This window comes from Streptomyces sp. C1-1 (assembly GCF_050214755.1).
Classification (GTDB): Bacteria; Actinomycetota; Actinomycetes; order Streptomycetales; family Streptomycetaceae; genus Streptomyces.
This window is the reverse complement of sequence record NZ_CP189826.1, coordinates 54,745-78,611: the sequence shown is the minus strand read 5'-3', so window position 1 is coordinate 78,611 and position 23,867 is coordinate 54,745. Positions and strand designations below refer to the sequence as shown.

At 68.9% G+C, this 23,867-nt stretch carries 18 protein-coding genes and 6 pseudogenes; 6 read left to right on the top strand and 18 right to left on the bottom strand.

Annotated features, from left to right (window positions below):
- Positions 1-15 precede the first annotated feature (15 nt).
- Positions 16-1,572 (bottom strand): hypothetical protein, encoded by a 1,557-nt coding sequence (locus ACQF4J_RS00450; RefSeq protein WP_427164130.1) that lies wholly within the window; start codon positions 1,570-1,572, stop codon positions 16-18.
- Positions 1,573-1,783: 211 nt separating this feature from the next.
- Between ACQF4J_RS00450 and ACQF4J_RS00445 the strand changes: the two genes are divergently transcribed.
- Positions 1,784-3,475, top strand: coding sequence for a hypothetical protein (locus ACQF4J_RS00445; protein ID WP_427164129.1), 1,692 nt, complete (start codon positions 1,784-1,786; stop codon positions 3,473-3,475).
- Positions 3,476-3,489: 14 nt separating this feature from the next.
- Here the strand turns inward: ACQF4J_RS00445 and ACQF4J_RS00440 are convergent.
- From ACQF4J_RS00440 to ACQF4J_RS00415, 6 genes and pseudogenes are all read right to left on the bottom strand, one after another.
- Positions 3,490-3,725: pseudogene (locus ACQF4J_RS00440) on the bottom strand (transposase); the annotation flags it as partial.
- A gap of 25 nt (positions 3,726-3,750) precedes the next feature.
- Positions 3,751-4,911, bottom strand: a complete 1,161-nt coding sequence (locus tag ACQF4J_RS00435) for an IS30 family transposase (protein ID WP_427164128.1) — start codon at positions 4,909-4,911, stop codon at positions 3,751-3,753.
- Positions 4,912-4,963: 52 nt separating this feature from the next.
- A pseudogene (locus tag ACQF4J_RS00430) lies at positions 4,964-5,506 on the bottom strand (transposase); the annotation flags it as partial.
- A 24-nt stretch (positions 5,507-5,530) separates the two neighbouring features.
- A complete protein-coding gene (locus tag ACQF4J_RS00425; RefSeq protein ID WP_427168542.1) occupies positions 5,531-6,094 on the bottom strand; it encodes an RHS repeat-associated core domain-containing protein in 564 nt (187 codons plus the stop codon).
- A gap of 619 nt (positions 6,095-6,713) precedes the next feature.
- On the bottom strand, positions 6,714-7,058 hold the full coding sequence (locus ACQF4J_RS00420) for a hypothetical protein (protein ID WP_427168709.1): 345 nt from the start codon (positions 7,056-7,058) through the stop codon (positions 6,714-6,716).
- A gap of 35 nt (positions 7,059-7,093) precedes the next feature.
- Positions 7,094-7,429 (bottom strand): annotated as a pseudogene (locus ACQF4J_RS00415) (ISL3 family transposase); the annotation flags it as partial.
- A 321-nt stretch (positions 7,430-7,750) separates the two neighbouring features.
- On the opposite strand from ACQF4J_RS00415, the gene ACQF4J_RS00410 reads away from it, so the two are divergent.
- Together ACQF4J_RS00410 and ACQF4J_RS00405 are read left to right on the top strand one after the other, a co-directional pair.
- The gene (locus ACQF4J_RS00410; RefSeq protein WP_427164127.1) at positions 7,751-8,494 is read left to right on the top strand and encodes an IS110 family transposase; all 744 of its coding nucleotides are present in this window, start codon (positions 7,751-7,753) and stop codon (positions 8,492-8,494) included.
- Between the two features lie 132 nt (positions 8,495-8,626).
- Positions 8,627-8,869: a hypothetical protein gene (locus tag ACQF4J_RS00405; protein WP_351988141.1), complete on the top strand. Its 243-nt coding sequence runs from the start codon at positions 8,627-8,629 to the stop codon at positions 8,867-8,869.
- Between the two features lie 13 nt (positions 8,870-8,882).
- On the opposite strand, the pseudogene ACQF4J_RS00400 reads toward ACQF4J_RS00405, so the two are convergent.
- Both ACQF4J_RS00400 and ACQF4J_RS00395 read right to left on the bottom strand, forming a co-directional pair.
- Positions 8,883-9,251 (bottom strand): annotated as a pseudogene (locus tag ACQF4J_RS00400) (hypothetical protein); the annotation flags it as partial.
- The gene (locus ACQF4J_RS00395) at positions 9,229-9,810 is read right to left on the bottom strand and encodes a hypothetical protein (protein WP_427168708.1); all 582 of its coding nucleotides are present in this window, start codon (positions 9,808-9,810) and stop codon (positions 9,229-9,231) included. The gene ACQF4J_RS00395 and the pseudogene ACQF4J_RS00400, both read right to left, overlap by 23 nt.
- Before the next feature lie 905 nt (positions 9,811-10,715).
- Here ACQF4J_RS00395 and ACQF4J_RS00390 point away from each other — a divergent pair.
- Positions 10,716-10,916: pseudogene (locus tag ACQF4J_RS00390) on the top strand (transposase); the annotation flags it as partial.
- Between the two features lie 543 nt (positions 10,917-11,459).
- Here the strand turns inward: ACQF4J_RS00390 and ACQF4J_RS00385 are convergent.
- Positions 11,460-12,617, bottom strand: a pseudogene (locus ACQF4J_RS00385) (HAD-IC family P-type ATPase); the annotation flags it as partial.
- A 546-nt stretch (positions 12,618-13,163) separates the two neighbouring features.
- On the opposite strand from ACQF4J_RS00385, the gene ACQF4J_RS00380 reads away from it, so the two are divergent.
- Entirely contained in the window at positions 13,164-13,487 is a 324-nt protein-coding gene (locus ACQF4J_RS00380; protein ID WP_351585173.1) for a MerR family transcriptional regulator, read from the top strand.
- A gap of 201 nt (positions 13,488-13,688) precedes the next feature.
- The gene (locus tag ACQF4J_RS00375) at positions 13,689-15,374 is read left to right on the top strand and encodes a ribonuclease J (protein WP_058920489.1); all 1,686 of its coding nucleotides are present in this window, start codon (positions 13,689-13,691) and stop codon (positions 15,372-15,374) included.
- A gap of 156 nt (positions 15,375-15,530) precedes the next feature.
- Here ACQF4J_RS00375 and ACQF4J_RS00370 read toward each other — a convergent pair whose 3' ends face one another.
- The 8 genes from ACQF4J_RS00370 to ACQF4J_RS00335 form a co-directional block, all read right to left on the bottom strand.
- Complete coding sequence (locus tag ACQF4J_RS00370) at positions 15,531-15,839, bottom strand: SCO5918 family protein (protein WP_351806773.1); 309 nt, start codon at positions 15,837-15,839, stop codon at positions 15,531-15,533.
- Between the two features lie 82 nt (positions 15,840-15,921).
- On the bottom strand, positions 15,922-16,278 hold the full coding sequence (locus tag ACQF4J_RS00365) for a CBS domain-containing protein (RefSeq protein WP_427164125.1): 357 nt from the start codon (positions 16,276-16,278) through the stop codon (positions 15,922-15,924).
- Positions 16,279-16,328: 50 nt separating this feature from the next.
- Positions 16,329-17,822, bottom strand: a complete 1,494-nt coding sequence (locus tag ACQF4J_RS00360; protein WP_427164124.1) for a DEAD/DEAH box helicase — start codon at positions 17,820-17,822, stop codon at positions 16,329-16,331.
- A gap of 342 nt (positions 17,823-18,164) precedes the next feature.
- The gene (locus ACQF4J_RS00355) at positions 18,165-18,368 is read right to left on the bottom strand and encodes a cold-shock protein (protein ID WP_014145516.1); all 204 of its coding nucleotides are present in this window, start codon (positions 18,366-18,368) and stop codon (positions 18,165-18,167) included.
- 381 nt (positions 18,369-18,749) lie between these two features.
- A complete protein-coding gene (locus ACQF4J_RS00350) occupies positions 18,750-19,202 on the bottom strand; it encodes a DUF5994 family protein (RefSeq protein ID WP_385245507.1) in 453 nt (150 codons plus the stop codon).
- 259 nt (positions 19,203-19,461) lie between these two features.
- Entirely contained in the window at positions 19,462-20,562 is a 1,101-nt protein-coding gene (gene tal / locus ACQF4J_RS00345; protein WP_351584888.1) for a transaldolase, read from the bottom strand.
- A 63-nt stretch (positions 20,563-20,625) separates the two neighbouring features.
- On the bottom strand, positions 20,626-22,863 hold the full coding sequence (gene tkt / locus ACQF4J_RS00340) for a transketolase (RefSeq protein WP_427164123.1): 2,238 nt from the start codon (positions 22,861-22,863) through the stop codon (positions 20,626-20,628).
- 100 nt (positions 22,864-22,963) lie between these two features.
- Positions 22,964-23,629 carry an HAD family hydrolase gene (locus ACQF4J_RS00335; protein WP_351584886.1) on the bottom strand — a complete coding sequence of 222 codons (666 nt, stop codon included), beginning with the start codon at positions 23,627-23,629 and terminating at the stop codon, positions 22,964-22,966.
- Positions 23,630-23,867 lie beyond the last annotated feature (238 nt).

Below are 23,867 nucleotides of genomic sequence, written 5' to 3'. Positions count from 1 at the left end.
GCAGGGAACGGCCCGTCAGTGACCACTGCCGAGGCTCTGCGTGGTGTAGGAGCACTCGGTGTAGATGTAGCCGGAGCTGATCTTGGCGGTGTCCTTGGCGGGCGACGAGGTGGTGCGGTTCTTGGGCTTGTGGACGAAGTAGGTGGTGCCCGCTGGCAGGCTGATGGTGCGCTGGGGGTAGCTCTTGCCGCTGGAGCAGGGCTTGAAGCCGGGGGTGATGGTGTCGGTGAAGGAGTAGGCCTTGCAACTGCCGCAGGCCTTGAGGGTGAAACTGCCGGTGACGGGGCCGGTGTAGAGGACGGTGATGTCGTCGGGGCTGTCGTTCTTCACCGTCACCGAGATGCCGCCGCCGGAGGCGGTGGTGGGCAGCTTCTTGCCGGCGGCCGGGATGGTCTGGGCGATCTCGGCGGCTATGGCGATCTTCTGGGCGCGGGCCCGGTTCTTGTCGTGCTTGTGAGCGGAGGCGAAGTCGGTGAGGGTCTGCTGGGCCTCATCGAAGTCGCCGTGTTTGTACTGGTGGACGCCGCAGTCGTAGTCACCGGCGTCGGCCTTCGCGCCCGCCCGGTCGGCGTCCTTGTCGAGGTCGCTCAACTGCTCGCCCGCGCTGCCGGACAGGTCGCCGATCTGGGTCTTCAGCTCGCGCAGCTGGGAGACGGCGGCGCACGGGTCGTCGCCGTGTACCTCCTTGGCGGCGGCGTCGACGGCCGAACTCACCGCGGGGGCGACCTTCGCGGCCGGCTCGGAGTCGGGAAAGGTGTCCAGCAGGTTGCCGTACTGCGTGACCCAGTCCGAGTCGCCACCGGACATCCGCTGCGAACCGCACTCGTACAGCGAGGTGGCGAGCCGGTCGTCGGGCCATGTGCGCAGAGAGCCGATGGCGTCCTTGGGCATGGTGTCGGGCACCGTGCGCAGGTACTCGAGCGGTGCCACGGCGTCGCAGTAGTTCTTGTGACCGTAGGCCGCGCCCACCGTCGCGTAGTAGGTCCTCATCCGGTCGGGGACCTCGGCCGCCGCGCGGGAGCCCGAATGGTGGACCGCGAGGTTCCGGTAGGTCTCGAGCGCCGACCTGTAGTCGGACTTGCCGCCGCCGAACGAGTCCCGGCCAGCAGCCGTCACCAGGTCGTCGGCCTTCTGGAGCCGGTCGAGGAGGGCCTGCTCGATGGCCTCCTGGCGGGCGTTGTCGTACAGCACGGACCCGCCCACCGGTACGGCGAGCAGCACCACGCCCAGCAGGATCGCGATCGGCGACCGTCCCGGCCAGGCCAGGCGCGTGCGCAGTGCGACGACGGCGCCGTGGACGGCGGTCAGCACCAGGAACACGACGTACAGGCCGAGCGCGAGCCCGGGCACGCCGTCGGCGTCCGCAGGCAGCGCCATCAGCAGCAGGACGACGGTCGCCGCCCAGCACACGGCGGCCGGGACCCAGCGGCGCATCAGCGCGTAACCCAGGCCCAGACCGCTGAGGTTGAGCAGGGCGACGGCGACGGCCCGGCCTGCGTCCGGCGGCGCGGGCGGAGGACTCGACGGCATGGGCGGTACGAATCTGTTCTGGCCGTAGAAATCCCCAGACATGGTGGGCTCCCCCCCGTCAATACAGCCCGCTTGCTTATGAATTGGCAGTGTACGGCCAATGGTGAGGAGCCGACAGGCCAGATCTTCGCGAGCGACCAGCCCTGGTCCAGCGCCTACACCCGGCATACGCACCCAAGCCTCTGGAGGACCTGAAGAACATCCAGCCCTGCCCCATGAATCTCACACCCTGCCCGGGGGTAAGACCCGTTCCGTGCCCGACCTGACCAGCCAGGACGGCGCCACCTCGGTCGCGGACGACGACACCTTGGCCGGCCAGACGTTCGAGACCGACACCTACACCAGCGCCACGGGCAGCCTGGACAAAGCCGTTGTCAACGTGCCCACAGTCATCGGCCCCACGGCCAGCCGCAACCGCAGCGGTCTGCCCGACCTGACGGCACAGATGGTCCGTCCCGCCAAGACACTGACCCGACAGACTGTGTCCTACGGCTGGCGCAAGACCGAGACCGACACCTTCTACAACACCACCCTGGGCAAGTCGACGACCGGCATGCCCGTGCAGCTCGACGACCGCGGTGAGACCGCCGACAGCAACAACGTCGCCAAGTTCACCTACACCCGCTACCTCACCGGCAGCGGAAACACCCTGGTCGTCCCCGCCGAGGTCATCACCACGGCACAGGACTGCTCCAGTGCCGGAGCCACTCCCAGCGGGACACTGATCGCCGATACCCGCAGCTCCTACGACAGCAACGCCTTCGCCTACGACGGTGACGGCCAGCAGAACCCGGCTCTGCCCACGACCGGTGACGTCACCCTGGTCCAGCAGGCATCAGCGGCCACCGGCGCCACAGTAACCACGTTCGTGGACCAGACCGCCACCAGCTACGACTCCTACGGCCGCGCCACCAAGGCGACCCGCACCCCCAAATCCACCTCCCCAGATGGCAAGAGCCTCGCCCAGACGGTCTTCATCCACTACACCCCGTCCAGCGGCGAACTCCCCACCAGCAGCACGACCATCACCCAGGTCACGCCCGGCGTGGACTGCTCCACGACCACCACGTCATCCAAGGACTGCCAGCTCACCAGCAGCACCGTAGACCCGGCCCGCGCCCTGCTTACCGCCAAGACGGACGCGGCCGGCCTGCTCACCTCGCTCACGTACGACGCGCTCGGCCGCATGACCGGGGTGTGGCTGCCCAATGAGATCAAGGCCAACGGCGCTCCGGCGAACACGACTTACACCTACAGCATGTCCCAGTCGGCCCCGTCGGTCGTCGCGTCCAACACACTCCTCGACAACGGCAGTTACCAGACCAGCGAGACACTGTTCGACGCGATGCTGCGGCCGCTGCAGCTACAGGCGACAGCGGAGAACTCAAGCACCGCGGTCTCGGACACCCAGTACGACTCGCACGGCTGGACGGTCGCCACCAACAACGCCTACGCCGTGGGCGGCAGCCCTGGCAACAGCCTGATATCGGTCTCCCAGGTCTCCATCCCCGACACCACCGTCACCGACTACGACGGGCAGGGGAGGCCCGATCTGGTCACCGAGGAACACGACGGGGTCAAGACCTGGACCACGACCACCGCATACACCGGAGACCGGACCACCGTCCTGCCTCCCAAGGGCGGGGTGGTCTCCGCCAAGGTCGTCGACGCACGCGGCCAGACCACCGAACTGGACCAGTACACCGCCCCGCCCGCCGTGTCCGGCACTGCGGCAACCGGCTTCACCGCCACCGGCGGCACCACCTCGGCCACCACCTACGGATACACGGCCCCGGGCCAACAGCACCAGGTCACGGCTCCCGACAAGACGGTGTGGACGCTCGACTACGACCTGCTGGGCCGCCAGACGTCCCAGACCGACCCGGACGCGGGCGCAAGCAGCCGGCAGCCTGTCCGTGTGGGGACTGTCAAACGAGTGGTGTAACTGGGTAGTTGGGATTACTGACGGGCCGCTGAGAGGCGGCCGTCGAAGGTGATGTCGAAGGCGTTCAGCGCGGTCTTCCAGCGCATGGTCCGCGGGCCTGGCCCTTGCCGGTGGGGTCGAGGGACATGATCGCCATGTAGACGCACTTCAACGCGGCTTGCTCGTTGGGGAAGTGCCCGCGGGCTTTCACCGCCCGACGGATCCGTGCGTTAACCGACTCGATCGCATTCGTCGTGCAGACGATGCGGCGGGCGGTTTCTATCAGTGGTTGCGAATCACCTGGTCAATGGGCCTGTGAGGCATTCTCGCATGACCTCGGCTGGGGTCCTGTCGCCAAGGACGAGTCGGGGGCGCCGGTTGAGCTGACGCGCGACTTCGCGGAGGTCTCGTGCAGTGTGGACGGACAGGTTGGTGCCCTTGGGAAAGTACTGCCGCAGCAGGCCGTTGGTGTTCTCGTTCGAGCCGCGCTGCCAGGGTGAGTGCGGGTCACAGAAGTAGATCCGAAACCCGGTCAGCGCCTCGATGTCCTCGTGCAGGGTCAGCTCACGGCCCTGATCCCAGGTCAGCGTCCGCCGCAACTGGGGCGGGATGTGCGCGGTCTGCGTGATGAGCGCGTTGCGGACCTGCGGGGCCTTCCAGCCGTGCGGCAGGTGGATCAGGTGCACGTAGCGGGTCGTGCGCTCGACGAGGGTGCCGATCGCGGAGCCCTGGCCGCGACCGATGATCAGGTCCCCTTCCCAATGCCCGGGAGTAGTACGGTCGTTGACCTCGATGGGCCGCTCGTGGATGAGCGTCATGTTCTTGATCTTGTTCAGTGTGGGGACACCACGGCGCTGCTTCTTGCGGCGGGTGCGGCCGGTGCGGAGCTTGGCTTCGCGGCGGCCGAGGAGGCCGGCGAACAGGGCCCGGTAGATCGTCTCCGGACAGGCCCGCATCGCCACGTCATTCGCGTACTCGCGGGCCAGGTAACGCGCGATCTGCTGCGGCGACCACTTTTCGGTGAGCTTCTCGCGCACGAGCGTCCGCAGCGGCTCGCTGCCGCGGATCTTCTCCTCCTTGGGACGGCGGCGCCGCAGCAGGGACTGGTTGTGGGCCCACCAGGGGTGGTAGCTGCCGTCCGGCTTCGCGTTGCGCTTGATCTCGCGGTAGACGGTCTGAAAGCTCTTCCCGATCGACGCGGCGATCTCCTTGACGGTCTGCTTGGCCTGGAGTCCGTCGGCGATGGCGATGCGGTCGTTCTGAGTCAGGAAGCGCGGCGATATCGGGCCGGCGTCGGGGACGATCATGCTTCCAGCTTCGATGAACCAGTTCGAACCGCAGCTGGCGGAGACCCCCACCACCCGAGCCGCCGCCGCACCCTTGTAGCCCTCCCTGAGCAACTCAAAGTACCGCTTCTTCACCGAGCTCGGCATCTTGTTGGGGGCGTACTTCGGCATCCGAACGCTCTCCTTCCGGGGCGTTCGCAATCACCGATAGAAGTCAAGCAGCGTCGAGGGGCCGGCTCTGCCATTCGGTCATGCCCTCGAGGACTTTGTCGGTGATGGTGGAGATGGTCTGGCGGGAGACGTCGGCGCCGTAGACCTCGGCCAGGTGGGCCTGGACCTCGCCGGTGGTCAGGCCCTTCGCGGCCAGTGAGATGACCATCTCGTCGACGCCGGTCAGGCGCTTCTGCCGCTTCTTGACGATCTTCGGTTCGAAGGAACCGTCGCGGTCGCGGGGCACGGTTATCTCCACCGGGCCGACATCGGTCAGGACGGTCTTGGTGCGTTTGCCGTTGCGGGAGTTGCCGCCGTTCTTCCCGGCTGCATCGTGCTTGTCGTATCCGAGGTGGTCGGTGATCTCGCCTTCCAGGGCGGACTCCAGCAGCCGCTTGGTCAGTTGCTGCAGCAGCCCGCCCTCGCCAGTCAGCTGCAGGCCCTCGGCCTGGGCCCGGCCCACCAGCTCGTCGATCAACTGGTCGTCCACGGCCTTCGCCGACGCAGCCTTCGTGGGCCGCACGGTCTCGGACTCGGACACGTTCTCACTGGTCATCGATGCATCTTCCATGATCGGGAGTTACACCGAACGTCTTACAGTCCCTCCGTGTGCGCAGCCTGACCGACCTGGAGGGGCAGAGGCTGCAGCAGATCGTGCGCCGGGGCAGTACCAGTCGCCGAGGCTGTCGACGTGCCCGTTGTTGGGGTCGTCGGGGCTCAGGCCGCTGGGGTCGGTGTAGAGGGTGGGGGTGTCGTTCGCGTACGCGTACGCCGTCACGTAGGGGCTGCTGCGCTCCGGTGTTGCTGGGTCGGGGCGGTTGAAGCGGCCCGTCGCCGGGGTGTACTGACGGGCGTGCAGATCGAGGTTGCCGGTGGTGGTCTCGTAGCGGGCGCCCGTGTACGACGGGGTGCTTGTGGGGGCGCCGCTGGTGACCGCGTTCAGGGCGCGAGTGCCGTAGGGGTCGTAGGCCCAGCGCTGGTAGAGGGTGCCGGTGCTGCCCGTGACGTCGACCGGGGAGCCCTGGGTGTCGTGGTGGTAGTAGAAGAGCGCGCCCGCGGCGTTCTTGGTCGCTGTCGGCTGGCCGAGGGGGTCGTAGCGGTAGGACTGCTTGACTGTCCAGGCGCTGTCGTACTCGGTGGCCAGGATCGGCAGCGGGGCGTTGGGGTCCCACTGGGTGCGGCTGGTGACGGTGCCGTCCTTGGCGGCGGTGACCTGGTTGCCGCTCGCGTCGTGGTCAAAGGTGTAGGCGCTGCCGGCGACCGTGGCGGCGGAGATCTGTCCGGCCAGGTCGTAGGTGTAGATGTCGGCGCCCGCCTTGGTCTGGTTGCCTTCGCTGTCGTAGTCGTAGTCGTAGTCGTAGTCGTAGTCGTAGTCGTAGGCGGTGGTCGCGGTGCCGGTGGTCGTCGAGGTGAGCTGGTCGGCGTCGTCGTAGCTGTAACTGGTGGACGCGGTACCCAGCGTGGACGTCAGGCGGTTGCCGACTTTGTCGTAGGTGTAGGAGGTGATACGACCGGAGGCGCAGCCGGTGACCCAGGGCTGCGGGGCGCAGCCTGTGGTGAGGCGGCCCGCGGCGTCGTAGGTGAGGTCGTAGCCGCCGGTGCCGACACTGGCCCGGGTGGTGTCGACGTGGGTGGGCAGCCCGGCCGCGGAGAGGGTGAGCGCGGTCTTGGTGACTGCGGTGCCGGACTCCTGGTCCGCCGCGACCCGAGCCTGGCGGAGCGCGTTGGATCCAACGTCGCCGACGCCGAGGGTCTATCAGGAATCAGGTGAAGGTCGTCCGATTGGCGTACAGGTTCTTCGGTGGGCTGATCGGCATACGCTCGTCCGGCGGTGAGGCGGCCGTCGAAGAGCGGGTCGAACTCGTTGAGGACGTTCGTCCAGCGGTTGTCACGCCGAGTCGACGGCACCCCTTCGCGAACTCCTTCGACGCGTACGGGGCTTCGTTGTCGCTGCGGAAGATCGCCCTGTCCAGGCTGACACCACGGGTGCGGGCAGCGGTTTCGAGCGCAACCTCAACGGCGATCACGCTCCTGCCGCCGCCGGTGCCCGCATTGCCCACGACCACGGTCCCCCAGTACGCCGGCCCCGGCCAGAGCAGCACCCGCATGACACGTGTCCTGGCCATCCTGCAGGCCGCGTGCACCCGCTCCGGCCCGCTAACTCCTTGACCACGGCCTTGACCTGCCTGGTGAGGCGGGCGGTGTGGCGCTGATATCGCTCCAGGACTCCGGGCACCTGTTCGCGGAAGGTGTGGCGGCAGCCGCGCGTGGGACACACCAGGCGCGCCGCACCCGCAACTGATGTCCGTGCACCCGCCCGGACGGCGCCCGGCACACAGCGGCCTCCGTCGGCGTCCGGGCTCGCACCACATCCGCTCTCCCTCGTCGGTCACCTCCTCTGTGACCAGCGGGGACAGCCCCGAAAAACCGTCTGCACAAGCTCGTTGACATCCTTCACGGGAAGGCCAACGACCCTCACGACTCTCCGTCACCACCGAATGTGAGACAGGGCCGTCAAATTGATGCGATGTAGGAGCGGGGCCTCCCGTTCCGGCCGGGTGCGGACGACGCTCGGTCCAGGAGACAAGGACGCTGTCCACAGGCAGGAGGCTCCTGACGTTCCGACAACCAGGCTACGCCGAGCCCGAGCCCGAGATCGTGGGCGTGGACCTGCACCGCTGCCGTTCGGTGCTGGTGCGGACGACCGCTACGGGCGAGCGGTTGGGCCGGACACGCATCGACAACAGTCCGGCCGCTTTGAAGGCAGAGATCGCCAAGGCGGGTCCGGCCCCGGGGGGTGGTGCTGGAGGCCACCTACGGCTGGTACTGGGCGGCCGACGCTCTCGCCGAGGCGGGCGTGGAGGTGCACCTGGCGCATGCGCTGGGAGTCAAGATGTTCTCCTACCGGCAGGTGAAGACTGACGAGAGGGGCGCCGCCGACCTGGCGGACCTCCTGCGCATGGGACGGCTCGCCGAGGCGTGGATCGCTCCGCGAGATGTGCGTGAGGTGAGGGAGTTGGTGCGTTACCGGCACCGACTGCTGGGCGCGCGCACCTCCGCCAAGGCCCAGGTGCACGCAGTGCTCGGCAAGGCGGGCATCCAGGTGCACGTCAACCATCTGTTCGGCCGCGCCGGTGCCGAGCGGCTCGCCCGCGCCGGCCTGCACGGCACCTACCGGCTGCGCGTCGACTCGCTGCTGCGCCTGATCGCTTTCCTCAGCGCAGAGATCGCCGCGGTGGAGAAGCAGACCTGCCGCCTGCTCTGTGATGATCCCGGCTACCGGGCAGTGCAGGCCATCCCGGGCATCGGCCCCGTCCTGGCCGCCGTCATGGTGGCCGAGATCGGCGATGTCCATCGCTTCGCCTCGCCCGCAAAGTTGTGCTCCTGGGCCGCGGTGGCCGGAGTGAGGTGCCAGGTGGTGCCGGTTCGGGTGAGTCCGAGGTTGATCAGTCGGCGGAGTTCGAGTTCTTCCTCGTGGTTTCGCGACCGCTCTTCCGCGACTCCGGTGGCCAGCGCCTTGCCGAGCTTCATGGCACCTTCGTGAGCCGATGCCGGTGACCGCCCTGGGCCATGACGACATAGGAGAGGGCAAATTGGGCACAGGGCCTCCGGCCGAAGGCCACAGACCCGGGCAGCCGGAGCGGGTGATCATGTTTGCCAGGGGCATCCTCCACTGGTGCACATAGTGGGGATCGCCATCATCAGCGCCGTCGGTCTGTTCGTCTGGCTGCTAGCCGCCCTGTTCCTCCTCCTGGCTCACAACCACTGGCAGGCACGATGGACACGCGCGGCGCACCTCGTCGTCTCCGCGGTGATCCTGGGGGCGCTGGCATTCGGGATCTACCGGCTCATCCTCGCAATCCCGGCCGAAGGATGCGGGTCGTCCCCGGCTGAGAAGTCGAGCTGCTCCCTGGGCTAGGCGGCCGCCCTCTCTATGAGGGCTTGGCTGGCGACGGATCCGCACGGCTCGTGGCCGTGACAGCCAGGAGCAAGTCGACGGTGTCGATGACGATGCTCCGCTCACGGCCCACGATCATCTTGTCCACGTCGATGCCCTGGTCGTCGACAGATGCCGGTCTCCTTGGCCAGCTGGGGGTGGCGCCTTTCCGGGCGAGTCGCCTGGTCATGAGGGTGATGGCTGCCCAGGTGATCAAGGTTTCGGAGTGCTGGATGAGCCGTTCATAGTCCCTTGTGTGGCGGCGGGCGTGCATCATCCAGGCGAGCGACCTCTCGACGACCCAGCGGCGGGGCAGCACGACGAAGCCGGAGGCGTCCAGCTCACGGTGCGTCCTGTCCACCGACCCGATGATCGCTGTCGGGCCGTGCCACTGGCCTCCCGCGGCCAGCTGGCGCCTGGCCTGGATGTCCGATGGCTGACCGGACCCGTTCATAGAGTTGCCAGGGATTCTCGCCGGGCTGGGAGTGGCCGTAGGACTGCCAGTCACCGTTGTATGAGCCGCTGAAGAACCAGTTCGGCGTCCAGACGGGCGGCAGCACGGCACGCAGCGGAAGCACGAGCAGTGCCGCATAACCCATCATGCCGGGCAGCGCCAGAAGAATGAACCACTGAAAGACGAACCAGAGCGTGGTCTCCCTCGTTTTGGGACATTGGTAGGAGTCACCTGGCCACGGATTGTCATGCACGAAGCGCCAGTTCACGGCGGGGTCGTCGGTCGGCGCGGCCTGGTGCTGATAGGCGCGCGGCATCCGCGCCAACGCGGCCGTGGCTACTGGGTCGGCCATCACCGCTCGTAGGAAACGCGGTCGCCATCGCACCTGGAACAGCACCTCGGCAGCAACGGCGATGACGCACGTCAAGGGGTCTGATGCAGGTTCGGGTGACAGGTTGACCTGCCCCACGGTTTGGGTTCCAGCTGCGATGGCTAACTGGCTGCGTGGGTGGTGTCTTGTGCGGAGAGTAGTTCGTACTCGATCGGGGTGCGGTAGCCCAGTGCTGAATGTCGTCTCTGGCGGTTGTGGTGGGCACGGGTGATTGGCGCGCTGGGAGCTGTGGCCGGTGGGTGGGTGTCTGTGATCGCTCCAGGGCGTCAGCAACGACGCCAGGTGCAGGCCGACCGCGAGCAGCGGCGCGAGGTTGCCCGTCGGGAGGCGTATAGCGCGTGCATCGCGGCCACGAAGCTGTTGTCGGCTGCATGGGGGGTTTTCCGATCTGGTTTGGGACGATCGATCCACTCCAGAGCAGTGGCGGTCCTCTTTCGCAGAGGCGCACCAGGCCTGGACCGACTTCAGCACCGCTGTCGCAGCAGTGACTGTGGCCGGCCCTGGGGCCGCCGCGACCGCGGCCGACGAACTGCGCGTAGCGATGTATGAGTGGGAGAGGGCCGGGATGGACTGGTACGCGGCGGCTCGGCGGGAGGGACACGGCCGACTCGATGAGTGCTATGAGCGCTTCGAGCAGGCGTGGCAGGCGAAACGCGCTCCGGACCGTGCCTTCCAGCACGCCGCCCGACAAGCCTTGGGAACAGAAGAACCCTGACCCGGTCGGGGTCTACGTCCGGTCCAGTGCTGCAAGAACGGCCAGGCACAGCGTGAGGCTCGCGGCGAACGTGATACCGCCGCGGGACAGCGCGGCCGGCACTGCGGCGCCTTCCCAGCGGGCGAGAGCCGACGGGGTCGACGGCGACGAGCAGGCCGCCCGCTGGCTGGAGGCCGTCGCCGAACTGCTCGGCCTCCGGCACGTCTACCGCTCTCGGACAGCCGGGGAGTGAGCGGCGCGGCTCCGCGGCCGTCCAGGTCGACACCTCAGCGAGACCGTCTACGCCATCACCGACCTGCCCGCCGAACAGGCCGACGCGGCCGAGATCGCCGCCTGGGCTCGCGGGCACTGGACCGTGGAGAACACCGTCCACTGGGTGCGTGATGTCGTCTTCGGCGAGGACAAGTCCCAGGTCAGGAACCGCAATACGCCCGCCGTGCTCGCCGCCGTCCGCGACCTGATCCGCGGCGGGGGCTGGGGTCGGCTGGTCGGTGTGCCGGGCGAGTTCTGCGGTGATGCGGTCACTGGGTTTGAGGATGGCCGTGGTGGTGGGGGGTGCGGGCCAGGCGGTCAGCAGGTATCGCTCGATGGGTTCGCAGTCGGTGCCGTCGGGGTTGGTGGCGCGGCCGTGTGCGTGGACGCGCAGGCGGTACCAGCCGGGGCCGGCGGTGGCCAGGTTGGGCAGTTCGTCGGCGGGGCCGAGGTCGAGGGACTCCACGAGCAGTTGGCCGGACGGGCAGTGAACGCTGGTCTCGACGATCTCTTCCCAGGCGGTGGGGTCGCCGGCCGGGGGCGGGGTGTCGAGTGGTTCGGCCGTCACCTGGACGTTGCCGGTGTGGATGCCGGTGAGGATGATGGCGCCGTGCGACATGGGTGCGGCCAGCCCGTTGGACCAGTCGGCGGTGTCGACGGGGATGTCCCCGCTGTCCAGGACGCCGAAGGTGCCCTCCGCGACGAACAGTTGGGCGGTGTTCATGCGCTGTGCCTCTCTCACGGGAAGTCGCGCGGCGTCGAGACCCAGCGCGCACGGGCAGGCGATGATCAGCACCGCGACCGCGGAGACCATCGCGAGGGTCAGCGCGGGCGACGGCCCGAAGGCGAACCAGATGGCGAAGGTCGCGAGCGCGATGGCGATGACCGCGGGCACGAAGTACGCCGCCACGGCATCGGCGAGCCGCTGGATGGGGGCCTTGGAGGCCTGGGCCTGCTGCACCAGGCGGATGATCTGGGCCAGCATCGTGTCCGCGCCGACCTTGGCCGCCCGTACCCGCAGGGACCCGGTGCCGTTGACGGTGGCGCCGACGACCGTGTCGCCGCTGCGCTTGGTCACCGGCATCGGCTCGCCGGTGACCATCGACTCGTCCACCGCCGAGGAGCCCGCGACCACCTCGGCGTCGACGGGAATCTTCTCTCCGGGCCGCACGACGATCTCGTCTCCCACCACCACGTCGTCGACGGGGATCTCGGCCTCTGTTCCGTCCCGCACGACGCGGGCGGTGCGGGCCTGCAGGTCCAGCAGGGCGCGGATGGCCTCGCCGGTTCCGGCCTTCGCGCGCGCCTCCAGCAGCCGGCCGAGCAGGATCAGGGTCAGGATGACGCCGACGGCCTCGAAGTAGACCTCCCGGACGTCCTGCGGAAGCAGCCCGGGGGCGAGGGTGACCAGCAGGCTGTAGCCGTAGGCGGCACTGGTGCCGAGGGTGATCAGGGAGTTCATGTCGGCGGCCCGGTGGCGCAGGGTCAGCCAGCCCGTCACGTGGATCGGCCACCCCGTGTAGAACATCACCGGCGTGATCAGCGCCAGCTGCAGCCAGTGGTTCAGCATCCAGCCGGGCACCCAGTCGGCGCCGAAGACTTCGTGTGCCATCACCGCGAACAGCACCGGGGCGGTGAGCACCGCTCCCGTCAGCACCCTGCGGGTGAGGTCCTTGATCTCCGTCTGCCGTTCGGCTGCGTCCGCGGCCTCCGCCTCGGCCGCTGTTCGCTCCTGACCGGCTCGCGGCCCGCCGTCGGGGGAAACGGTGGGAGCAGCGGGAGGGGCTGCGGTGCCGTGCCCGCCTGGGGCGGGCGGTCCGGAGCCCTCCGCGGCCTGCGCCGGTTCGACCACCAGCGTGCCGTGGATCATGTTCATCCCGCAGGCGAAGCCGTAGGAGCCGGGCCGGTCCGGGCTGAGGGCGGCTCCGTGTCACTCCGTCAGGTCCACGGATGTGCCCGCTGCACCGGGATTCATCCCGGGACGTCACTCTTCCGGCTGTACCAGCGGAAGAAGTCCCTGCACCGGCCACAGAGAAAACCTGTCATGGCGACAGTAGACATTGGCGCGTCAGAGGGGTACCGTTCTGTTTGTACTCGGGAAGTCGATGTGGCGCGGCAGACACGAACTGCCGTGCCGGTAGGTCAAGAAGGACACGACCCCACGAGGGGCCGTGAGTAGTACCCGTGGTACCCAGCAGTGCAGCCGAAGTAACCGAAGGTAAGGAGCGAGACGCCATCAGGATCGCCCGGGCAAGGAAGTAGCCCGCCCGGGTACCGCAAGGCCCCGGATTGGAAGGTGGTCCCCGGTCACGCATCCGCGATCCCCGCAGCCCCGCCCTCCCAGGCGGACCCTGCGGACACAGAAGGCCGGCGCAGTAGGCCGGTAGATGGTGTTGAAAGCTCGGGGCCCGGGCGCCGCTACGGCGTCCGGGCCCCTCGACGCGTCCGCTGAAAGAAGAGGTCTATGCCCCCTGGCAGTTCCCGCTCCGTCACTCCTTTGGATGACGACGACTACCCCGCCTACACCATGGGCCGGGCCGCCGAGATGCTCGGCACCACCCCTGCCTTCCTGCGCACCCTGGGCGAGCACCGCCTGATCACCCCGCTGCGCTCCGAGGGCGGCCACCGTCGCTTCTCCCGCTACCAGTTGCGCATCGCCGCCCGCGCCCGCGAGCTCGTCGACCAGGGCACCCCGATCGAGGCCGCCTGCCGCATCATCATCCTCGAAGACCAGCTCGAGGAAGCCCAGCGCATCAACGAACAACTGCGCGCACAAGACCGCCAGTAGCCCACAACCTCAGCCTGAACGGGCAGAGGGCCGCCCACGGCGGGCGGGGCGATGAGCCCCGCCCTTCGCGCCGACGTGGCCGGCGGCGCGCTTCAGACACGCGGTCCCAACCGCACCCGTGGCCGGGAAGACAGGTGCAGACCTGGGCGCTGGTACGGGCAATGGATCATCCTGCCCCGCTCTCCGGGTACCGTCAGGGGTATGAGCCATCCGCACCCCGAACTGAAAACCGCCCCACCCCTTCCCGAAGGAGGGCTGCGGGTCACTGCCCTGGGCGGCCTGGGTGAGATCGGCCGCAACATGACCGTCTTCGAGCACGCCGGCAAGCTGCTCATCGTCGACTGCGGCGTACTGTTCCCCGAGGAGACCCAGCCCGGCGTGGACGTGATCCTGCCGGACTTCACCTCGATCAGGGACCGGCTGGACGACGTCGTGGGCATCGTCCTCACCCACGGCCACGAGGACCACATCGGCGGTGTGCCGTACCTGCTGCGCGAGCGGCGCGACATCCCCGTCATCGGGTCCAAGCTGACGCTGGCGTTCTTGGAGGCCAAGCTCAAGGAGCACGGCATCCGGCCGCGCACGGTACGGGTGCGCGAGGGCGACCGGCGCGGTTTCGGGCCCTTCGACTGCGAGTTCGTGGCGGTCAACCACTCCATCCCCGACAGTCTCGCGGTCGCGATCCGCACCCGGGCCGGGATGGTGCTGCACACCGGCGACTTCAAGATGGACCAGTTCCCTCTGGACGACCGCATCACCGATCTGCGTGCCTTCGCCCGCCTGGGCGAGGAGGGCGTGGATTTGTTCCTCACCGACTCCACCAACGCCGAAGTCCCCGGCTTCACCACCTCCGAGCGGGAGCTGAACCCGGCGATCGAGCAGGTGATGCGCACCGCGCCGCGCCGGGTGATCGTCTCCAGCTTCGCCAGCCATGTGCACCGCATCCAGCAGGTTCTGGACGCCGCCCACCAGCACGGCCGCAAGGTCGCCTTCGTCGGCCGGTCGATGGTCCGCAACATGGGCATCGCCCGTGACCTCGGCTATCTGAAGGTCCCCTCCGGCCTGGTGGTGAGCACCAAGGAGCTGGAGAAACTCCCGGACCACAAGGTCACCCTGGTGTGCACCGGCTCCCAGGGCGAGCCGATGGCCGCGCTGTCACGGATGGCCAACCGCGACCACATGATCCGCATCGGCAAGGACGACACCGTCCTGCTCGCCAGCTCCCTCATCCCCGGCAACGAGAACGCCATCTACCGGGTGATCAACGGACTGACCCGGTGGGGCGCTCACGTGGTGCACAAGGGCAACGCCAAGGTGCACGTCTCCGGGCACGCCAGCGCCGGCGAACTCGTCTACTGCTACAACATCGTCAAACCCCGCAACGTCATGCCCGTGCACGGCGAATGGCGTCACCTGCGGGCCAACGGGGATCTCGCCATCCGTACCGGCGTCGATCCCGAACGGGTCGTCATCGCCGAGGACGGCGTCGTCGTCGACCTGGTCGACGGGCGCGCGTCCATCACCGGCAAGGTCCCCGCCGGCAACGTCTACGTGGACGGTATGGAAGTCGGCGGCGCCACCGAGGCGTCCCTCAAGGACCGTCTCACCCTCGCGGCCGAGGGCGTGGTCACGGTGGTGGCGATCGTCGACGCGGACACCGGCGCCCTCGCCGAGGCCCCGGACTTCCTTGCCCGGGGTTTCGTCCACGACGACGCCACCTTCGAGCCGGTCATCCCCGTCATCGAGAAGACCCTGGCCACCGCGGCCGAGGAAGGCGTCGGGGACGCCCGCCAACTCGAACAACTCGTCGCCCGCGCCGTGGCGAACTGGGCGTTTCGCACCCACCGCCGCAGGCCCCTCATCATCCCCGTCATCATCGACGCCTGAGCCCGGCCCGCCGGCTGACCCCGGTCAGCCGGCGGCCTGTGTCGTCGCAGGTCGACGGCTCCCACAGTCATGGAGGCGGCACGCAGTGGGGGCCCGACCGGTACACCGGTCGGGCCCCCACTGCTGCTCAGATGTCGGCTGGTGCCTGTTGCTCGGTCAGACCGTCACGGGAGTGCCGAGCATCGCGGATGCGTGCTGCACCGAGCCCGGGACGGTCAAAGGTGCGGCCTTGGGCAGGGCGCGGCAGGTGAAGCCGAGCTGAGTCATGGCCCGCAGGACTTCGGTGGCGCTGAAGTCACGGCGGTCCTGGCGGGTGATGACGTGGCCGACTTGCTTGGCGGGGTAGTGGCGACGGCCGATGATCACCGATTCTCCGGTGACCGGTTCGGGCTTGATGCCCTTCATCGATTTCAGCACTCCGCCCTTGGTGAGCTCGAAGGGGAAGCGGGCGATGACGCAGCGCATGTGGCCTCACAGGAAGAAGGGAAGACGGTCCGACCAGGGGCGAGGAGTTCCTCGGAAGTGCCCGGGGCGCTGTTCTGCTCGGCTACGACTGGCGGAACACCGAAGCGAGGGGGACACATCGCGTGCTCGGCTTCGTCATCGTGGGAAGCGGGGTGAACGATCCGTGCAAGCCGCGCAGGTCGCGCAGGCGGACGCGGTCCGTGCGGGCGCCGCTTGCGCGGATGGTGGTGAGGTCGGTTCGGGTCACCAGGCCGACGGGCTGGTCGTCCTGGTCGCAGACGACCAGGCGGTCCGTGCGTGCGGCGGCCATGAGGGCCAGCGCCACCTCGACGCTCATGTCGTCACAGACCTGCGGTCCGGGCGCGTCCATGACGTCCACCGCCGTCCTGTGCAGGGTGTTGGTGTCCGTGGTGCGGGGCTGCATCTGAATCAGCGTCAAAGGGTGCCTCCTGTCGAGAGGGGTCGACTTCCTGATCACGAAGGTCCTGGTCAGGCCACGGTGTCGAGGACGGGCCGGCGGGCGGGGGTGCGCCGGGTCGCCGAGGAGGGGCGGCGCCGGCCTCGGGAGGTAGCGCTGCGCTTGGGGCGTTCGACCACCGGCACGGTGATGACGACCGGGATGCCGGACGGGGCCTGGGCTCCGGTGATCCGGCTCAGGGCCTCGTCTCCCGAACGGACCTGGGTGGTCTGCGGCCGGATTCCGGCGTCCGACATGAGGCGGACCATGCCGCGGCGCTGGTTCGGGGTGACGAGCGTGACGACGCTGCCGGACTCGCCGGCGCGGGCGGTGCGGCCTCCGCGGTGGAGGTAGTCCTTGTGGTCGGTCGGCGGGTCGACGTTGACGACCAGGTCGAGGTTGTCGACGTGGATGCCGCGCGCCGCGACATTGGTCGCCACCAGCACGGTGACGTGTCCCGTCTTGAACTGCGCCAGCGTGCGGGTGCGCTGCGGCTGCGACTTGCCGCCGTGCAGCGCCGCGGCCCGTACCCCGCTGTTGAGCAGGTCCTGGGTCAGCCGGTCGACGGCGTGCTTGGTGTCCAGGAACATGATCACGCGGCCGTCGCGGGCGGCGATCTCGGTCGTGGCGGCGTGCTTGTCGGCCCCGTGGACGTGCAGGACGTGGTGCTCCATCGTCGTGACCGCGCCGGCAGAGGGGTCGACCGAATGCACGACGGGGTCGGTCAGATAGCGGCGCACCAGCAGGTCGACGTTACGGTCCAAGGTGGCGGAGAACAGCATCCGCTGCCCCTTGGGACGTACCTGGTCGAGCAGCGCGGTGACCTGCGGCATGAAGCCCATGTCGGCCATCTGGTCGGCCTCGTCCAGCACCGTGATGTCCACGTGGGTCAGCCGGCAGTCGCCGCGGTCGATGAGGTCCTTGAGCCGTCCGGGCGTCGCGACGACGACCTCGGCCCCGCCGCGCAGTGCGCCGGCCTGCCGGCCGATAGACATCCCGCCCACCACCGTGGCCAGCCGCAGCCCGACACAACGGGCGTACGGCGTGAGCGCGTCGGTCACCTGCTGGGCCAGCTCACGCGTGGGGACCAGGATCAGCCCCAGCGGCTGGCGGGGCTCAGCGCGCCGTCCGGCGGTACGGGCGAGCAGGGCGAGGCCGAAGGCGAGGGTCTTGCCGGAGCCGGTGCGCCCGCGGCCCAGGACGTCACGGCCCGCAAGGGAGTTCGGCAGCGTCGCTGCCTGGATCGGGAACGGCACGGTCACCCCCTGCTTGCCGAGTTCGGCCAGGAGCTGTGCGGGCATGGCGAGATCGGCGAACGCCTCGACGGCGGGCAGCGCGGGGGTGATCGTCTTCGGCAGCGCGAACTCACCGCCCACCGCGGCGGGCCGGCGGCCGAAACCGCCGGAACGGGCAGGGCCGCCGGAACGGTGCGGTGCACGCGTCGTAAAGCGGCTGCCGCCCTTTCCGGCGTCTGCACCGCCCTGACGGGCTCGGGCGGAGCGGTCGTTCGTGCGTGTGCGGTTCATGCGGAACCTTCCTCGATGCGGCACATATCAAGGAATTCCCGCTGCGTTGAGCGGCACGAAGAATTACAAGTATGGACCGAAGCCAAAAGACAGCAGATCTGGCCCGCGGAAATCTCCGGGGCACAGACGCCGAAAGGGGACGCAATGGAGGCCCTTGAGTTTTGGGCGTCGACTGCGGTACGGCGCGCAGGATGCGCCTGCGCGCCTGAAGGAGGAGTCGCGTGGGTCGAGACCGCGGATTCCTCCGCGTGGTCCCGCGGGTGAAACCAGCGCGGGAGACGCGTGCAGCTGGGGCCCGCACCCCGAAGGATGCGGGCCCCAGCTACAGATGGTGCGTGAGCGTCAGGCGAGAACGATGTTCTCGGCCGTCGGGCCCTTCTGGCCCTGCGCGATGTCGAAGGTGACCTTCTGGCCTTCGAGCAGCTCACGGAAGCCCTGCGCGGCAATGTTCGAGTAGTGGGCGAACACGTCAGCGCCGCCACCGTCCTGCTCGATGAAGCCGAAGCCCTTTTCCGCGTTGAACCACTTCACGGTACCAGCAGCCATGTCATATCTCCTTGGGGCAGTACATCGGAATCCGCACTGTGCGGACACCGAGTCGCCGCGATGATTGCCCCGCCGGAAATGACCGGAAATACAGAAGTGCTCCCATCCGGCAGAACCGGGTGGGGGCACCTGAAGTTTTGGGAACCACAACTGCAACTTGCACTGACAGTAGCACACTGAAACGGCCCGTGCGCAAAACGCAATTCTGCTCCACGTGGTGCGGTAAAAATCCTCACCATGCGGCCAGGTGAAACCTTACTTCGCGAGCACAGACTTTGATCCCCCGCGGAGTGCCATGTAACTCTGCTTCGCTGGTGAGGAAGGGGTAATTTCCTCTGCCCGTCTTAAATTCTCCCTTCGAGATGACAGATATCTGACATCTCAGTGGGTCAGGAGTGCACTCGCGTCGAGCCGGAGCGCAGGGTCGACAGCGGCACGCATCAGTCGTGCGGCCGTGCCGACGGGAGACCGCGGCGGGACAACCAGGAGCACCCAGCGTCCTACGGTGTCGCAGTCCAGGATGATGACATGCTCCTCACCCGCGGAATCCGTCGGGTCCACGGTGATCACTCGGCCGGGCGCCATCACCTTGTGCGGTACGTCGGGCCATTGGGCGGCGTCCACGGTGACGCACACCGTGGTACCCCAACCCGGCTCCAACGCGGCGACCAGCGAGGGCAGTTCCAGTTCCAGAGAGCCACAGCGCGGCCACCATGCACCGTCCAGCGGGCCGTGGCTGACACCCGAGGCGAGGGCCAGACGGGGCAGGGGCATGCGATAGGTGTGTTCCTCGTCCGCGAACGGGGCTTCGGCGGGCATTCTGCTGGATTCCATCGTGCGGTCCCGTCCCGGGAGCCGAGGTCGGCCGCCCGCTTCGTCACTCGCCGGGAACGGCACCGCTGATGGCGCTGCGCGAATAGCCCTCGGTGGGTGCAGCATACGTCCGGACCGCCGGCAGCGGGCGGGGGAGTGATGGCCGGCCCGTTCACAGGGCCGACACAAAGGGTGGCGAATGCAGCCGCCGCACAAGGTACAGCGGAGCGGTGACCGGTTCGTTCAGCCGGGCAGGCGAGCTTGCACTGGTTGAGCTGGTTCACTTCCTGTCTTCGAGCTGTGAGCGGACTGACTTGGTGAGTTCGTCCCAGGAGTCGGCGAACTTCCTGACGCCCTCGTCCTCGACGACTTTGAAGACGTCGTCGAGGTCGACACCGGCATCGGCCACGGCCTTCATGACCTGCGCCGCCTCGTCGTAGGTCTGCTGGATGGGCGTGCCGGGGCGGCCGTGGTCGGCGTAGGCCTTCAGAGTCTTTTCCGGCATGGTGTTCACGGTGCCCGGCGCGATGAGGTCGCTGACGTACAGGGTGTCGGGGTAGTCCGGGTTCTTCACGCCGGTCGATGCCCACAGCGGCCGCTGCGGCTTGGCGCCCTGCGCCTCCAGGGCGCGCCAGCGGTCGGAGGAGAAGACCTCTTCGTAGGCCTGGTAGGCGAGCCGTGCGTTCGCCACCGCGGCTTTGCCCTTGAGGGAGGGGTCCGCGCCGGCCTCGTCCAGTCGCTTGTCGACCTCGGTGTCCACGCGGGAGACGAAGAAGGACGCCACCGACTCGATCCCGTCCAGCGATCCGCCGGCCTGCAGACGCTCCTCGAGTCCGGACAGGTAGGCGTCCATGACCGCCCGGTAGCGCTCGGGGCTGAAGATGAGGGTGACGTTGACGCTGATGCCGCGTGCGATGGACGTGGTGATCGCAGCCAGGCCTTCCTGCGTCGCCGGGATCTTGATGTACAGGTTGGGCCGGTCGACCAGCCACCACAGGTGAGCCGCCTCCGCGGCCGTGGCGTCGGTGTCGTGCGCCACCCCGGGGGACACCTCGAGCGACACCCGGCCGTCACGGCCGGTGCGCTGAGCCACCGGGGCGAGCAGGTCACAGGCGTCGCGGACGTCAGCGGCGGTGATGGTCCGCAGCGCCTCGTCGACGCTGACCCTGCGGACGGCCATCGCGTGCACCTGGTCGTCGTAGGAGTCCGACCCGCTGATCGCGGCGGCGAAGATGGTCGGGTTCGTGGTGACGCCCACAACGCAGTAGTCATCGACCAACGACTGCAGATTGCCGCTGCGGATGCGGTCGCGCGAGAGGTCGTCGAGCCAGACGGCGACCCCGGCTGCCGACAGCTCGGCCAGCTTCTCGTTCTGTGTCATGACAGTGCCTTCCTGGCTCGAAGCACGGGGCGAAGCGCGAGGGGGAGGAGACGAGCCGGCGGGTCAACGATCGCCGGTGGGGGCGTGCAGGACGCCGGAACTGTCCGGGCCGACGGGGGCCAGCGGCGGTGCCTCGGCGGCGGCAAGGCTTTCCCGGGCCGCGGCGACGACCGCGTCCGCGGTGAGCCCGAACTGCTCGTACAGCACGGTGTAGGCCGCGCTGGCGCCGTAGTGGTCAAGGCCGACGATCCGGCCGGCGTCGCCGACGAACTCCCGCCAGCCCATGGGCACGCCGGCCTCGACGCTCACCCGGGCGCGCACCGCGGGCGGCAGCACCTGCTCGCGGTAGGCCCGGTCCTGGTCCGCGAACCACTCCCAGCACGGCAGTGACACGACCCTCGTCGGGATGCCGTCTGCCTCCAGCGTCTCCCGGGCGGCGACGGCGATCTGCACCTCGCTTCCGGTGCCCATCAAGATGACCTCGGGACTGCCGCTGGAGGCTTCGGCCAGCACATAGCCGCCCCGGGCGACGCCCTCGGCCGACGCGAACCGGGTGCGGTCGAAGACGGGCAGGTTCTGCCGGGACAGGGCGAGTCCGGCCGGGCGGTCGTTGTGCTCGAGGATGGTGCGCCAGGCCACCGCGGTCTCGTTGGCGTCGGCCGGGCGGACGAAGTCCAGGCCGGGGATGGCCCGCAGCGCCGCGTCGTGCTCGATGGGCTGGTGGGTGGGGCCGTCCTCACCCAGTCCGATGGAGTCGTGCGTCCACACGTAGGTGACCGGGAGCTGCATGAGCGCGGCCAGCCGCACCGCACCGCGCATGTAGTCGGAGAAGGTCAGGAACGTGCCGCCGTACACGCGGGTCCCGCCGTGCAGCGCGATGCCGTTCATGATGGCGCCCATGGCGTGCTCGCGGACGCCGAAGTGCAGCGTGCGCCCGTACGGGCCGCCCGACCACATCTTGGTCTGCCGGTTCTCGGGCAGGAACGAGGCCTCCCCCTTCACCGCGGTGTTGTTGCTCTCCGCCAGGTCGGCCGAACCACCCCACAGCTCCGGCAGGACCGGGTACAGGGCGGCGAGGACCTCGCCGGAAGCCTTCCGGGTCGCCACGCCCTTCGGATCGGTGTCCCAGACCGGCAGGTCGTCCGCCCAGCCCTGCGGCAGCCTGCGGGTGGACAGCCGCTCCAGCAGCGCGGCACCGTCGGGGTTGCCGGCCCGCCACGCGTCGAAGCGCTGCTGCCACGTCGCGTGCGCCTGCGCGCCGCGCTCGGCGACCCGGCGGGCGTGCTGGAGCACCTCCGGGTCGACCTCGAACGTCTTGTCGGGGTCGAAGCCGAGGATCTCCTTGGTCGCCCGGACCTCGTCCTCGCCCAGCGCGGATCCGTGGGCCGCGCCGGTGTTCTGCTTGTTCGGCGCGGGCCAGCCGATGATCGTGTGCAGCACGATCATCGACGGGCGGCCGGTCTCGGCCCGGGCAGCGGCCAGCGCGCGGTCGACCGCGGCCAGGTCCTCGCCGTCGTCGACGTGCTGCACGTGCCAGCCGTACGCCTCGTACCGCTTGCCGACATCCTCGGTGAACGCGATGTCGGTGTCGTCCTCGATCGAGATCCGGTTGGCGTCGTAGACCAGGACCAGATTGCCCAGCTCCTGCGTGCCGGCCAGCGACGACGCCTCGCCGCTGACGCCCTCCTCCAGGTCGCCGTCGGAGGCGAACGCCCACACCGTGTGGTCGAAGACGCTCTCACCCTCGGGGGTGTCGGGGTCCAGCAGACCGCGCTCGCGGCGGGCGGCCATCGCCATGCCGACGGCGTTGCCGACGCCCTGGCCGAGGGGGCCGGTCGTCGTCTCCACCCCCGGTGTGTGGTTGACCTCGGGATGGCCCGGGGTCGCAGAGCCCCAGGTGCGAAGCGCCTGAAGATCGGAAAGTTCCAGGCCGTAGCCCGAGAGGAAGAGCTGGATGTACAAGGTGAGGCTCGAGTGCCCCATCGACAGCACGAAGCGGTCACGGCCGACCCAGTTCGGATCGCCCGGGTCGTGGCGCAGCCACTTCTGGAACAGCAGGTAGGCGGTGGGGGCCATGCTCATCGCGGTGCCGGGGTGGCCGTTGCCGGTCTTCTGCACGGCATCCATCGCCAGCACGCGCACGGTGTCGATCGCGCGGCGGTCGAGATCGCCCATCCCCTCGGGGAGGGTGGGGTGCGGCTGGAAGGGGGTGCCGGTGGGTGCGTCGCTCGCGGCCTCGGCGGGAGCCTCGGGCCGGGTGCTCTTCGCCTCGGTGGCGGGGTCTGCCTCATTGGCGGTCATGGGTGGCGGTACTCCCTTGGGGGTGGGACGGTGGATGCTTTTTCACCGCGCGGCCGGTATCGGGCACCGCAACCGGGCGGGCCCGGCGCTGGTGGGGGCGTCAGGCGAGTGGCGTGTCGTCCAGTGCCTTCGCGAGGTCGCCGGGGGTGTCATAGAGGGCGATGGCGCCGGCCTTGTGCAGCTCGTCGTCCCCGAAGCCGCCGGAACGGACGACGATCGCCGGCATCCCCGCTCTCTTGGCCGCTTCAACGTCCCACACCGAATCGCCGACCATCACACTCGACGCGTCGGGCGGCGCTCCCAACTTCTTCAGCGCCACCTGCAGCAGATCCGGCGCCGGCTTGGAGGACTCCACATCGGCGCTGGTGGTCCAGTCGTCGACGATGTCACGGGCGTCCAGCCTGTCCAAAAAGACCTCCACGTGACGCTGCTGAGCAGAGCTGGCCACCACCAGCCGGTGACCGCGCTCTTTGACCGCCACGAGGAGATCGCGAGCACCGGGCAAAGGCGCCATCTCCTCCAGCAGCTCGTCGACCTCCCGGCCCTGCTGCTCCCTGGCCCGGTCGCCCACCCGGCGCTCCAGTTCCTCGCCACCGACAGCGGTGACCACCTGATCCCCGCCCATCCCGATCAGCCGGTGCAGCCGCCACACCGGATACACCTCGCCCACCGAGCGCAGTGCCCGGTACCAGGCGAGGGCATGGTGGTAGTTGGAGTCGATGAGTGTCCCGTCGATGTCGAGGACGGCGATGGTGGATGCGGTCACGCTCACCGGCTACCCGCCGGCCCGGTACCCACACGGAGACCGGTCAGCCTGCTCATCCTGCCGGCCGCCGCCGGCCCGACTCGCGAACGACGCGGCGTGGCGGCTGCCGTTCGCCGCCGCGACGGCACACGTCGCACGGCCTCGTACCGCAGAACTCCTCACCAGCGGCTTGCCGCCTGCGCGACCGTAGGGATGCCCATCGGCGTGATCATCAGGCACTGCTCTGACGCGGCGATGG

Excerpts from the sequence above, each read along its gene's own strand:
- ACQF4J_RS00450 (WP_427164130.1), bottom strand. The coding sequence starts at position 1,572 with ATGTCTGGGGATTTCTACGGCCAGAACAGATTCGTACCGCCCATGCCG.
- ACQF4J_RS00435 (WP_427164128.1), bottom strand. The coding sequence starts at position 4,911 with ATGCCGAAGTACGCCCCCAACAAGATGCCGAGCTCGGTGAAGAAGCGG.
- ACQF4J_RS00420 (WP_427168709.1), bottom strand. The coding sequence starts at position 7,058 with ATGCGGGTGCTGCTCTGGCCGGGGCCGGCGTACTGGGGGACCGTGGTC.
- ACQF4J_RS00380 (WP_351585173.1), top strand. The coding sequence starts at position 13,164 with ATGCCCCCTGGCAGTTCCCGCTCCGTCACTCCTTTGGATGACGACGAC.
- ACQF4J_RS00375 (WP_058920489.1), top strand. The coding sequence starts at position 13,689 with ATGAGCCATCCGCACCCCGAACTGAAAACCGCCCCACCCCTTCCCGAA.
- ACQF4J_RS00370 (WP_351806773.1), bottom strand. The coding sequence starts at position 15,839 with ATGCGCTGCGTCATCGCCCGCTTCCCCTTCGAGCTCACCAAGGGCGGA.
- ACQF4J_RS00360 (WP_427164124.1), bottom strand. The coding sequence starts at position 17,822 with ATGAACCGCACACGCACGAACGACCGCTCCGCCCGAGCCCGTCAGGGC.
- ACQF4J_RS00355 (WP_014145516.1), bottom strand. The coding sequence starts at position 18,368 with ATGGCTGCTGGTACCGTGAAGTGGTTCAACGCGGAAAAGGGCTTCGGC.
- ACQF4J_RS00350 (WP_385245507.1), bottom strand. The coding sequence starts at position 19,202 with ATGGAATCCAGCAGAATGCCCGCCGAAGCCCCGTTCGCGGACGAGGAA.
- tal (WP_351584888.1), bottom strand. The coding sequence starts at position 20,562 with ATGACACAGAACGAGAAGCTGGCCGAGCTGTCGGCAGCCGGGGTCGCC.
- tkt (WP_427164123.1), bottom strand. The coding sequence starts at position 22,863 with ATGACCGCCAATGAGGCAGACCCCGCCACCGAGGCGAAGAGCACCCGG.